Raw genomic sequence first — 11,299 nt, forward strand, 5'->3', positions numbered from 1 at the left:
GTACGCATCTCTCAATAGCCGCACGCGTACCTTCGGCTGGCTTATGCCCCAATCCCGGGCTAGCTCCCCCCACGGCCAGGAGGTCAGCTTTGCGGCGAGCCTTGATTTCCGCCGCGTGCGCCGTCGCCACGATGGCGGCGCTCGCGGTCCCAGCGTCAGCGGAACCGAAACCAGCGCAGGCGAAGGGAGAGGTGTCGGAGTACGTGGTCCTCTACAAGGAGCACGTGTCCTCCGGCTCGGCCCACCAGGCGGTCCGCGCGGCCGGCGGCGAGATCGTCCACGAGAACCGTGACGTGGGCGTGGCGACCGTGCGTTCGGACAACCCCGAGTTCATCCACGCGGCGATGAAGGAGCGGGCGCTGGAGGGCGTCGCGCACAACCGGGTCATCGGCGAGGCGCCGAAGACGAAGAAGAAGGCCGCCGCGAAGGTCGAGCGGATGACCGGCACCAAGAGCAAGGTGTCGCTCACGGGCGTCCCGTCCAAGGACGAGGAGCCCCTCGCCGACCTGCAGTGGGACATGAAGCAGATCCACGCCACGGCGAACGGCTCGTACAAGAGGGAGCCGGGCGACAAGCGCGTGCTGGTCGGCGTCCTCGACACCGGTGTGGACGGCGACCACCCCGACATCAAGCCGAACTTCAACCGGAAGCTCAGCCGGAACTTCACCACCGACATCCCGGCGGACGCCAACGGCAACGAGGTCGACGGCCCGTGCGAGTTCACGTCGTGCGTCGACCCGAACGACTGGGACGACAACGACCACGGCACGCACGTCGCGTCCACGATCGCCTCGCCCCGCAACGGGCTCGGCATGGCGGGCGTCGCGCCGAACGTGTCGATCGTCAACCTGCGCGTCGGCCAGGACTCCGGCTACTTCTTCCTCCAGCCGACCGTGGACGGCCTCACCTACGCGGCCAAGAACGGCATCGACGTCGTCAACATGTCGTACTACGTGGACCCGTGGCTCTGGAACTGCGGCAACAACCCGGCCGACAGCCCCGAGGAACAGCTCGAACAGCGCACGATCATCAAGGCGACGCAGCGCGCCCTGGACTTCGCGCACGACGGCGGCGTCACGCTGATCTCCGCGGCCGGCAACGACTTCGTCGACTACACGAAGACGAACCTGGACGACAGCAGCCCCGACTTCCCGTCCACGCCGGGCGAGGAGCCGCACGACCGGACGGTCCCGGCGAGCTGCGTGTCGATGCCGTCCGAGGGCGAGCACGTCATCCCGATCTCGGCGACGGGCCCGTCCATCCGCAAGTCGTACTACAGCAGCTTCGGCAACGGCTACGTCGCGGTGGCGGCGCCCGGCGGCGACAAGGTCGACAACGCCGACCAGCGTCCGGACGACAAGGGCGGCATCTGGGCCGCCTACCCCGAGCGGCTCGCCAAGGAGCGCGGCGAGCTGAACGCGGACGGCACGCCGAACGTGCCGTACCTCATCCGCAGCTGCAAGGGCGACGACTGCGCCTACTACCAGTCGATCCAGGGCACCTCGATGGCGTCGCCGCACGGCGTCGGCGTCGCCGCGCTCATCATCAGCAAGTACGGGCAGCAGGACCGCCGGCACGGCGGCGTCACCCTGAGCCCGAACTTCGTGGAGCGCGTGCTGCGCGGCACGGCGACCGCCAAGGAATGCCCGAGCCCCCGCACGACCGAGTACGTCTGGTACACGAAGTCGGGCGGCGAGTGGGTGAAGCACACCTCGACGCAGACCTGTGAAGGCTCGAAGGAGCAGAACGGGTTCTTCGGGAACGGCATCGTGGACGCGCTGAACGCCGTCCGCAGCTGATCCCGCTGCTCGACCCACCCCAGGGCGCGGCCCCCGGCACCTGCCGGGGGCCGCGTTCTTTGCCCATGAGAAGTTTCCGGGACGGAAGCAACCAGAGGGGCGCGGCGGAGTCTCTGTGACATGGAACCTGAAACGGTGCTCGCCGAGCGGGACCGCCCGGCGGACGAGGCGCTTGGCAACGCGGCGCCCGGCGAGGCGACGGCGGCGGTCACCGAGCTGTACCGCGGGCACGCGCTCGGCCTGACCCGGCTCGCCCTCGTGATGGTCGGTGATCGCGGGACGGCCGAGGACGTCGTCCAGGAGGCGTTCGCGGGGCTGTACCGGCGATGGCCGCGGCTGCGCGACCGCGAGCGTGCGCTGGCGTACGTGCGTTCGGCCGTCCTCAACGGGTCGCGGACGGCGCTGAGACGGCGCAGGAGGCCGTTCCGGGCCGTCCACGAGGCGCCCGTCTGGTCCGCCGAGGCGGCGGCGATGGCAGGCGAGGACGGGCGCGAGGTCATGGAGGCGCTGCACCGGCTCCCGGCCCGGCAGCGGGAGGCGCTGGTGCTGCGCTACTTCTGCGACCTGTCCGCCGAGGAGATCGCCGACGCCATGGGGGTCAGCCCCGGCACCGTCAAGTCGACCACGTCCCGGGCGATCGCCGCGCTGGGCCGGTTTCTGGGGAGCGAGCAGTGAACGCGACCGAAGAGCGTCTCAGGGACGCGCTGAAGACCGTGGGCGACACCATCGGCCCCGAGGACGTGCCGGAACCGAGGTTCGCCGCGCGGCGCCGGAGATTCCCGCGTCCGGTGATGGCGCTGGCGGCCGTCGCCGCGTCCGCCGCGGTGGCCGTCGGGGGAGCGGCGGTGGGCGGCGCCTTCTCGTCCGGAGGCACGACCGGCCTGCTGGCGCCGCCTTCGCCTTCCGGAGGCGCAATGCCGAAGATCTCGGTGTTCCTCTGCACGAAGACGTCCGCCAACCCGTACTGCCGAGGCAAGGGGACGACCCAGCCTGAGAAGCAGGAGATCCAGCGGGTCCTGGAAGCGCTCCCGCCGGTCGGCAGCGTCGAGTTCGAGAACAAGCAGGAGGCGTTCGAGCGCTTCAAGAAGGGCTTCGAGAACGACGAGCGGTTCCGCCGGTCGGTGGAGACCGGCGATGTTCCGGAGTCCTTCCGGGTCGGCCTGGCTCCCGGGGCGGACGTCAAGAAGGTGACGGCGGCCCTGGTGGGCATGCCCGGCGTGGACGCCGTCATCGTTGAAGGACGGTGACCTCGGGCATGATGGGGGGATGCCGTACCGCGTCACCTTCGTCTGCACGGGCAACATCTGCCGCTCCCCGATGGCCGAATGGGTCCTGCGCCACCACGTCGAGGAGGAGGGGCTGGACGTCGAGGTCGACAGCTCCGGCACCGGCGGCTGGCACGTGGGCGACGGCGCCGACGAGCGGACGATCGCGGCGCTGGAGAGGGCCGGCTACCGGTCGGCGCACATCGCCCGGCAGTTCGAGGCGTCGTGGTTCGACCGGTACGACCTGATCCTGGCGCTGGACGAGGGGCACCTGCGGGCGCTGCGCTCGATGGCGCCGGACGGGGAGGCGCACGGCAGGGTCCGGCTGCTGCGCGAGTTCGACCCGGACGCGGGCGGCGACCTCGACGTCCCCGACCCGTACTACGGCGGGCGTGCCGACTTCGACCTCGTCCTTGACCAGGTGGAGGCGGCGCTGCCCGGCCTCCTGGAGGAGATCCGCGCCGCGCTCAAGGAGCGCTGAGTGCGCGACCGGCTGGCGGAACTGCTCGGCGCGGGCGTCGCGAGCGTGAGCGACCTCGGTTCCAGCCATTCGTGGACGCTGCACAGGGCGTCCCTGGCCGACGGCCGCGAGGTGTTCGTGAAGGCCGCCTCCGATCAGGCCGGGGTGTTCGCCGCCGAGGCCGCGGGTCTGCGCTGGCTGGGCGAGGCGGGCCCGGGGACGCCCGTCCCGGACGTGGTCGCGGCGGACGACCGCATGCTCGTCCTGCCGTGGCTGCCGTCCGTGTCGCCGTCCCGGGAGGCGGCCGAGCGGTTCGGCCGCGAGCTGGGCGAGGCGGGCCCGGGGACGCCCGTCCCGGACGTGGTCGCGGCGGACGACCGCATGCTCGTCCTGCCGTGGCTGCCGTCCGTGTCGCCGTCCCGGGAGGCGGCCGAGCGGTTCGGCCGCGAGCTGGCCGCCCTGCACACCGGCAACCGTCCGGACGCCTACGGCGCGCCCTGGGACGGCTTCATCGCCGATCTCCCGCTGGACAACACGCCGGACGGTCGCGGCTGGCCGCGCTGGTACGCCGAGCGCCGCCTCGAACCCTTCCTCCGCCTCGTGGCCCGGCACCTGCCGTCCGGCGACGTCCGGCTCGTCGAGCGCGTCATGGCGGACATCGAGGAGCTGGCCGGGCCGCCGGAACCGCCGAGCCGCATCCACGGCGACCTGTGGTCGGGCAACGTCCGGTGGACGGACGGCCGGGCGCTCCTCATCGACCCGGCCGCGCACGGCGGGCACCGGGAGACGGACCTCGCCATGATGTCCCTCTTCGGGACACCGCACCTCGAAACCGTTCTGGCCGCCTACGACGAGGCGGAGCCCCTCGCGGACGGCTGGCGGTCGCGCGTCCCGCTGCACCAGTTGCATCCGCTGCTCGTGCACGTCGCACTGTTCGGCGGCTCGTACCGGGCGCCCCTGGCCGACGCGGCCCGCGCCACCCTCCGCTGAGGGCGTTGCGGCGGCGGGTCGCCAGACGACCGCCTGATGGGGCTTGCCGTGAGGTGAGCCGACCCTTCTGCCGCGCCCTGGGCCGCTTTCTCGCCACCTAGCATGAGCTCACGTGCCTCCCCCGACTCGGCTTCGATGTGGTAACTCCCGCTTCATGGGTTTTTGTAGCGATGTAGATGAGATAGAAACGACGCGGTAACCCAGGAGCGGACGGGCAGGTGCGGGGCGAACCCATGGACGACGGCAGGCGCGAGAACCCGGGGACACGGCTGGGCTCATGGAAGAGCCTGATCCCGCTCAGCGGGGCCGCGGCCGCGGCGCTGTTCATCGGCGGGGGCGTGGACGTGGTGCACCGCCACCAGCGCGCCGCGGAGGAGGAGCACGCGGCCAAACCGGCCGCGAAGGCCGAGCGGACCGACCCGCGGTTCGTCGTCGGGATCACCACCGCGGGCACGTCGCTGCTCGTCCGCGACATGCGCACCGGCGCCGACGTGGGACTGCCGATCGCCCCGCCGCAGGGCAGCCGCTTCCACCGCGTCGCCGCCGCGAAGGACGGCTCGTTCGTCGTCGCGTCCTACGGCGCCCGCAAGGTCACCTTCCAGCGCCTCCACCTGGGCGACGACGGACGCCCGCAGGACCTGAAGGACATACCGAAGGCCGTCGTCCCCGGCGCCTCCACCCCCTGGTCGGACATCGCCCTCGACGGCGACCACATCGCCTACGTCACCTACACGGGCAAACGCAGCCGTGTGGACGTCCTCTCCCTGACCGACGGCACCCGCAAGACCTGGACGACCAAGGCGCCTGGCCGCGTCGGCAGCCTCTCCTGGTCCGGTGCCACACTCTCCTTCGTCTGGGCCCCGGTCGGCTCGACCACGAACCAGCTCCGCAGCATCGACACCCTCGGCGCCGCCGGTGATCTCAAGCTCAGCAAGGCCGTCATGACCCTGCCCAAGGGCGGCTCCAACGCCGTCCTGACGCGCGACGGCAAGACGGTGGTCGCGGGCTTGGTCGCGAAGTCCCAGCTCACCGTCCAGACCTTCACCCTGACGGGCAAGCCCGCGAAGGTCCTGTGGCGCCAGAAGGTGACGGGCCCGCTGACCGACCTCGACACCGCGCACACCGGCGGAACGGTCCTGGCGACCGCCGGCGACCTGTACGCGAACGGCGTCCAGCCCGTCCCCGGAAAGGACCTCGCCGACGCCACCTGGTGACGCACGCTCCCGGACGGCTAACGTGGGTCGCACGAAACCGGGCGAACGGAGCGTGACCGTGGGCATGGTGATGGCCGTCAGCTTCACCCGTTACGGCCGGCTGTACTACCTCGACCCCGGCCCGCACACTCCGAAGGTCGGCGACAAGGTCCTCGTCCCCACCGACTCCGGCGCCGAGGTGGCCGAGTGCGTGTGGGCCCCGCAGTGGGTCTCCGAGGACATCGACGGCCTCCCCGAATGCGCCGGCCCGGCCACCGAGGAGCACCTCGCCCGCGACGAGGCCAACCGCCGCCGCCGCGCCGAGGGCCGCTCCATCGCCAAGCGCCTCATCCGCAAGCACGAGCTCCCCATGAAGGTCATCGGCGTCGACTTCCTCGACGCCGACAACGTCTTCAAGATCTACTTCACCGCCCCGCACCGCGTCGACTTCCGCGCCCTCGTCCGCGACCTGGCCCGCGGCATCAAGGCCCGCGTCGAGCTCCGCCAGGTCGGCCCCCGCGACGAGGCCCGCCTCCAGGGCGGCATCGGCCCCTGCGGCCGCGACCTGTGCTGCGCCACCTTCCTCAAGGACTTCGAACCCGTCTCCGTCCGCATGGCGAAGGAACAGGACCTCCCCGTCAACCCCCTCCGCATAGCCGGCGCCTGCGGCCGCCTCATGTGCTGCCTGAAGTACGAGCACCCGTTGTACGTCAAGGCGCACGACAGCATGCCGGCCCTGGGATCGCGCGTGGACACCCCGAACGGCCCAGGCCAGGTGGTGGGCCGCAACGTCCCCTCCGACAAGGTCACAGTGCGCCTGAACAGCGGCGGTCGCTGCTCCTGCCCCTCCACCTCCGTCTGCTCCCCCCGCAAACAACACGACACCCGCTACAACCCCACCCCCGACGACACCTGATCGAGCTGGACAGGTGGGGTGTGTGGAAGGATCCACGGCATGAGCGTGCGGGTTTGGCTGAGTGAGAGCGACCAGTTCGTCCCTGGCAGCGAGTTGTTTCGTTCGGACAGGTCGTTCACGGTGTGGGCATACACCGTCAGCCACAGTCAGTTGTTGCTGCGCACGCGGACGACCGAGCGGGGCGGGGTCAGGTCGTCGCGGATAGATGTGCTCTTCAAGCCGGTCCGGGCCATGAAGGTCGGGACCGAGTACAGGGACGGCCTCGTCATTCGATGCGCCGATCAAGAGGAAGCCGAGCACATCTACGCGGAGAGCGGCGATGTCGAGCCGGGCACCGGAGCCCACTGCCTGATCCTGGAGACGGGGAACGACCGCGACTACGTCGTGGCGCACGCCGTCGGTTGGATGGAGGACATGGCAAGCGACGGGGAGCCGAGTGCTCTGGCCGACTTCGTCCCTGGCACCGACCCTGCCCGCATCCTGGGCTGATCGCCGCGCATCGACGACCTGCGGCGCGAGCACCCGCTCTACATGGAGTTCAAGGAGAAGGCCCCGCGCCTAGGGTCGCGTGTGAGCACCCCAGAGGGCGAAGGCCAGGTCATCGGCTACAACGTCCCAGGCGACCGCGTCACCGTGAAGGTGGGCTCCCGCCGCTGCTCCTGCCCGTCCGCCTCCGTCTGCTCCCCCCGCCAACAACACGAAGCCCGCTATGACAAGCCCGCCGACGACGCCATCTGACGATCGTGCGGTGATCCAGGTGGATGCCGCATGTGCGTGAGAGTCATCATCCGGATACGCTCAGTCGCTTGCGTTTACTGCGTTTGCTTCGCATAATGCGGTTAAGGATGGTGTCGAGCGAGGGGGACGCATGACGGATGTCCAGGTCAAGCGGGTAGAGCCGGGTGTGATCGATTCTGAACAGGCCGCACGCGCCGTCCAGAGGATCAAGGCTTACCTTCAGCGGCACCCTGACGAGCAGGCCCTCAGCGTCCAGGCGGAACACGGCAGTGGCGAAGCCCTGATCCTTCCACGGGAAGCGGTGAGTCTTTTCGCCTACATCCTGACGCAGGCCGCCGCGGGACGAGGCGTATCGGTCATGCCGTCGCACGCCGAACTGACCACGCAGCAGGCGGCAGACCTGCTCAACGTCTCGCGCCCCTACCTCATAGGACTGCTGGAGGCTGGGGCCATTTCGTTCAAGCGGGTCGGCCGACACCGCCGGATCAGGTACGACGACCTCATGGCCTACAAGCGCGAGTCAGAGGCGCATAGCCGCACCGCCGCCGATGAGTTGGCCGCACTCGGCCAAGAGCTGGACATCTGAGCATGGCCTTCGTCGCGGTCTATGACGCCTGCGCGCTCTACGGCAACACCCAGCGCGACATGCTGATTCGTGTCGCCCGATCCGGGCTGGTCCAGGCCAAGTGGACCACGACCATCCTCGATGAGATGGAGAGGAACTTGGCTGCCAAGCGCCCTGGCATCCCGCCAGAGAAGCTGGCCAGGTTACGAGTCCTGATGAACCGTGCGGTCCCCGACGTTCTCGTTGAGGGCTATGAACCGCTGATCGAGGGGCTGAAGCTTCCCGATCCGAATGATCGGCACGTCCTTGCCGCAGCGATCAAGGCCGGCGCGCAAATGATCGTCACCTCGAACCTCAAGGACTTCCCGCCCGACTCGCTTGCGCCATGGAACGTGGAAGCGAAGAGCCCTGACGACTTCGTCCTCGACCAGATCGATTTCGATGACAGGGTCATCTGGTCATGTGTTCAGCAGATCGCCGACTCCCGCATCAACCCGCCAGAGACGATGGAGGACGTGCTCGACTCCCTCGAACGCGCCGGTTTGGTGGAGTCCGTCGCCACGCTGCGGACTCGGAGTTAGGCGGCACGGGACTCTCGGCAACTGCAGGCCGGACCTGATCCGGCCTGCAGTGACGGCCTCAACGACGAGCACCCGCTATGTAGGCGCACGACAGAATGCCGTCCCTGGGAGCCCGCGTAGACACTCCCAACTGCCCAGACCAGGTCGTAGGCCGCAACGACCCCGAAGACAAGGTCCGTCAGGCGGGCGACCTGCTTGTGAGCAGGTCTCTGTGGAGGCCATCTCGACTCCCAGGTCATCGTTCTCAAGGAACCGAACGTGGGCCGATGCTTGGCTGGGAGTGTTGAGCCTGGCGTAATGCGTGGAGTTGGGTCGGTAGAGCACGCGGTGTTCCTAGGATCACGGTCCGACGGCTCATTGATCTGACGGGAGCGGCGCGTGACCCGGACGCGTGTTCTGCTGGGCCTGGTGGCTGTGGCGGTGGGTGCCGCCTTGGCCGCCGGGGGGTCAGATGCGCTCCGGAGAGGGGGCGAGGTCCTCACGGAGATCGCTCCCTTCCTGCTGGTAGCGGTCGGGGCGATAATCCTCCTGAGATCGGTCTTACCCAGAGACCGGACGGTGGTGGGGCCTGCGTTGCTGGTCGTGGCAGGTCTGGCGTGGCTGGCCGTGAACCGGGATTGGTTCGGTTCGGAGGCGATGAGGCCGTTCGCGTCCGCAGTGCTTGTTGCCGGAGGAGTGGCCGTAGCCATGAGTAGCGGTCGGCGCGACCTGAATATCGATACGGGCGTGAGGCGTTGTATGGCCGTCGTCCTCCCGCGCGTATCCCGCATTGCCCAGGTTCCGCGAAAGCTGATCGTTCGCGCGCTGGCGGGGGATGTGGTCATCGACCTGAGCCAGGCCCGGCTGCCGCGCCAGCGGGAGATAGAGATCGACCTTGCTCTGCTGTACGGCCACGTCGAGATTCTCGTCCCGGATGACTGGGCCGTCGTCCACGGCAGACTGGAGACGGCCCGGTGGATTCGGCTGAATGGAAGGCTCGATCCGCCCTATGCCTACAGTCCTCCGCCGGCCTCTGACGAGGACGAGCCGGATTGGCACGGCGGGCGCGGCGGCGTGGTGCTGAACATCTCGGGCATCGGCGGATCGGTCGTCCTTGTCCGGACTTCCAGCGAGTGAGGTCAACCGGCCGGCGGGTCGCCCGGATGGACGAAGAACTCCTGCCCCAGCCCCGATTCGGCGAGCGACTGACGTTCCTTGAGGAAGGCGGTGAGTCGCCTGTTCAGCTTCAGTTCGCCCTGGGGCGTCTCGGGAAGCGCCAGGTGCAGGGCCTTCGGGATGTCGAAGCGATGCAGGTCGAAGGCGGTGGCCAGCAGGATCGCGTGCTCAGTCGACGCACGGACGGCTCCGCGGTAGGAGACGACCGCGAACACCAGGACCACCAACGGTGTGAGCCGCCACAGGTCCGGCCGCAGCACCAGCGGCAGGGAGACCACCGTTGCTGAAGCGAATGCCACGCAGAGTGTCGCGGTAGCGGCGATCAGATCGAGTTGGCGGCTCATGTCAGCGCGCAAGAGCGCTGAGACAGACGGGTACATCCTCGGATATACGGCCATGGCGTCGAGGCCGTAGGGCCTCCCCGCAGCCTCCTCCCCCTGGCGGAGGACGTTGCCCAGGAGTGTCGGCATCAGAAGGTCATCGGCCTCGGGATATCGGTCCAGAACCCTGTCGACACGGGCGCTGAGCCGTCGCCTTTGCTGCTCCCGCCGAGCGTCCATGGCGGCGCCTCGCAATGTTCGCGGTGCCTCTGTCTCCTCTTCGTCCAGGTGGTCCTGCTGGATCGACGCCGTGTGCCTGACCCGACGATGCCGCTCCACCGCAAGCGCGTACAGATACCGCAGGGGCCTCGGGTTCACGTATCCCTCCAGCATCTGCACCAGCGCGATCTGGAACGGACGCAGAAGGATGCCGATCAGGAACAGCGCGAAGACGAAGACGATGGTCACCGCGGCGGTGTCGTCCTTGCTGGGAAGGACGTCGTGGAGGTTGACCTCCCTGTCGGTGTCGAAGGCGTGTGAGCGATACAGCACGACCACGAAGCTCGCGAGGAGCGTCCCCGGCAGGACGTTGACCAGAGTGAATCGCGCGCCTCCCAGCGCGTCCGCTCCGGATTTGGCGAGATCGGTCAGAGCGGCCACGAGTTCGTCTCCCCAGTCACGAGTCGTCGCCCTTCCGCTTCGTTCTGCTGCCGCACGTCTTGCACCGCGGCCCACCCGGCGTTCTCGGCTTGGAGCTGAACTTTCGCGGCTCGCCGCAGGCGGGGTTCTGGCAGACGTACACGTACGAGCTCGGAGCGGCGTTGCCGTAGGACCCTCGGTGGTCGGACGGTCGAGCGGCGACCGTGATCACAAGCACGAGGAAGATCTTGATCGTCGGGTTGCGACGGCGACGAGCGTCCATGTGGCCTCCAGGGGAGACCCGAGAATTATCTCCTCGGCGCCCCGGCACGTCGCCGCTGGAGGGCAGCCGATTGTGGCCAGAAGGTCATGGCGGAAGGTAACGCCTTGACCGACGGGGCGTCCCCGCTCCAGCCCGCCACGAGCTTGTCCCACACCCGTGCATAGCCAAGATCGGGGAACAGCCCCAGCGCCAGCACGAAGTAGACCCCGACCCGGGACGGCAGATTCCGCAGTCGACGTTCGACCGCTCCGGTCTCGGCCAGCACGGCATCGACCAGCTCGAACGGCAGCAGACGGGTCAACTCGCCCAGATGGCCGGGCGCGAACACCCCGGCGGCCGTGGCCACCTGCCGGGTCACCACACTGATAGCGGACACCAGGGCAGACCTGGCAGAC

Annotated in this window: 14 protein-coding genes; 12 read left to right on the forward strand and 2 right to left on the reverse strand. The window is 69.1% G+C overall.

Annotated features, from left to right (window positions below):
• Positions 1 to 191: 191 nt before the first annotated feature.
• From SM418_RS10525 to SM418_RS10580, 12 genes are all read left to right on the forward strand, one after another.
• Complete coding sequence (locus SM418_RS10525) at positions 192 to 1,799, forward strand: S8 family peptidase (RefSeq protein WP_371940816.1); 1,608 nt, start codon at positions 192 to 194, stop codon at positions 1,797 to 1,799.
• A gap of 120 nt (positions 1,800 to 1,919) precedes the next feature.
• Positions 1,920 to 2,474, forward strand: coding sequence for a SigE family RNA polymerase sigma factor (locus tag SM418_RS10530; protein ID WP_371940814.1), 555 nt, complete (start codon positions 1,920 to 1,922; stop codon positions 2,472 to 2,474).
• Entirely contained in the window at positions 2,471 to 3,046 is a 576-nt protein-coding gene (locus tag SM418_RS10535; RefSeq protein WP_371940813.1) for a permease-like cell division protein FtsX, read from the forward strand. Before SM418_RS10530 ends, SM418_RS10535 begins: the two co-directional genes overlap by 4 nt.
• Before the next feature lie 19 nt (positions 3,047 to 3,065).
• On the forward strand, positions 3,066 to 3,545 hold the full coding sequence (locus SM418_RS10540; protein WP_371940812.1) for a low molecular weight protein-tyrosine-phosphatase: 480 nt from the start codon (positions 3,066 to 3,068) through the stop codon (positions 3,543 to 3,545).
• Positions 3,546 to 4,514, forward strand: coding sequence for a fructosamine kinase family protein (locus SM418_RS10545; RefSeq protein WP_371966061.1), 969 nt, complete (start codon positions 3,546 to 3,548; stop codon positions 4,512 to 4,514).
• Between the two features lie 218 nt (positions 4,515 to 4,732).
• The gene (locus SM418_RS10550) at positions 4,733 to 5,728 is read left to right on the forward strand and encodes a hypothetical protein (RefSeq protein ID WP_371940808.1); all 996 of its coding nucleotides are present in this window, start codon (positions 4,733 to 4,735) and stop codon (positions 5,726 to 5,728) included.
• Positions 5,729 to 5,792: 64 nt separating this feature from the next.
• Positions 5,793 to 6,623 (forward strand): PSP1 domain-containing protein, encoded by an 831-nt coding sequence (locus SM418_RS10555; protein ID WP_371940837.1) that lies wholly within the window; start codon positions 5,793 to 5,795, stop codon positions 6,621 to 6,623.
• Between the two features lie 39 nt (positions 6,624 to 6,662).
• Positions 6,663 to 7,112: a hypothetical protein gene (locus tag SM418_RS10560; RefSeq protein ID WP_371940806.1), complete on the forward strand. Its 450-nt coding sequence runs from the start codon at positions 6,663 to 6,665 to the stop codon at positions 7,110 to 7,112.
• An 81-nt stretch (positions 7,113 to 7,193) separates the two neighbouring features.
• Entirely contained in the window at positions 7,194 to 7,361 is a 168-nt protein-coding gene (locus SM418_RS10565; RefSeq protein WP_371940805.1) for a hypothetical protein, read from the forward strand.
• Positions 7,362 to 7,491: 130 nt separating this feature from the next.
• Entirely contained in the window at positions 7,492 to 7,947 is a 456-nt protein-coding gene (locus SM418_RS10570; protein ID WP_371940803.1) for a helix-turn-helix domain-containing protein, read from the forward strand.
• A 2-nt stretch (positions 7,948 to 7,949) separates the two neighbouring features.
• On the forward strand, positions 7,950 to 8,507 hold the full coding sequence (locus tag SM418_RS10575) for a VapC50 family PIN domain-containing toxin (RefSeq protein ID WP_371940802.1): 558 nt from the start codon (positions 7,950 to 7,952) through the stop codon (positions 8,505 to 8,507).
• Between the two features lie 378 nt (positions 8,508 to 8,885).
• Positions 8,886 to 9,623, forward strand: a complete 738-nt coding sequence (locus tag SM418_RS10580; RefSeq protein WP_371940801.1) for a LiaF transmembrane domain-containing protein — start codon at positions 8,886 to 8,888, stop codon at positions 9,621 to 9,623.
• Positions 9,624 to 9,625: 2 nt separating this feature from the next.
• On the opposite strand, the gene SM418_RS10585 is transcribed toward SM418_RS10580, so the two are convergent.
• Positions 9,626 to 10,642, reverse strand: a complete 1,017-nt coding sequence (locus tag SM418_RS10585; protein ID WP_371940799.1) for a hypothetical protein — start codon at positions 10,640 to 10,642, stop codon at positions 9,626 to 9,628.
• 287 nt (positions 10,643 to 10,929) lie between these two features.
• Positions 10,930 to 11,283: a transposase domain-containing protein gene (locus tag SM418_RS10590; protein WP_371940836.1), complete on the reverse strand. Its 354-nt coding sequence runs from the start codon at positions 11,281 to 11,283 to the stop codon at positions 10,930 to 10,932.
• Positions 11,284 to 11,299: the final 16 nt, after the last annotated feature.

It is taken from the genome of Actinomadura chokoriensis, from assembly GCF_041463665.1.
GTDB lineage: Bacteria > Actinomycetota > Actinomycetes > Streptosporangiales > Streptosporangiaceae > Spirillospora > Spirillospora chokoriensis_A.

Excerpts from the sequence above, each read along its gene's own strand:
- SM418_RS10530 (WP_371940814.1), top strand. The coding sequence starts at position 1,920 with ATGGAACCTGAAACGGTGCTCGCCGAGCGGGACCGCCCGGCGGACGAG.
- SM418_RS10540 (WP_371940812.1), top strand. The coding sequence starts at position 3,066 with ATGCCGTACCGCGTCACCTTCGTCTGCACGGGCAACATCTGCCGCTCC.
- SM418_RS10555 (WP_371940837.1), top strand. The coding sequence starts at position 5,793 with ATGGTGATGGCCGTCAGCTTCACCCGTTACGGCCGGCTGTACTACCTC.
- SM418_RS10560 (WP_371940806.1), top strand. The coding sequence starts at position 6,663 with ATGAGCGTGCGGGTTTGGCTGAGTGAGAGCGACCAGTTCGTCCCTGGC.
- SM418_RS10570 (WP_371940803.1), top strand. The coding sequence starts at position 7,492 with ATGACGGATGTCCAGGTCAAGCGGGTAGAGCCGGGTGTGATCGATTCT.
- SM418_RS10575 (WP_371940802.1), top strand. The coding sequence starts at position 7,950 with ATGGCCTTCGTCGCGGTCTATGACGCCTGCGCGCTCTACGGCAACACC.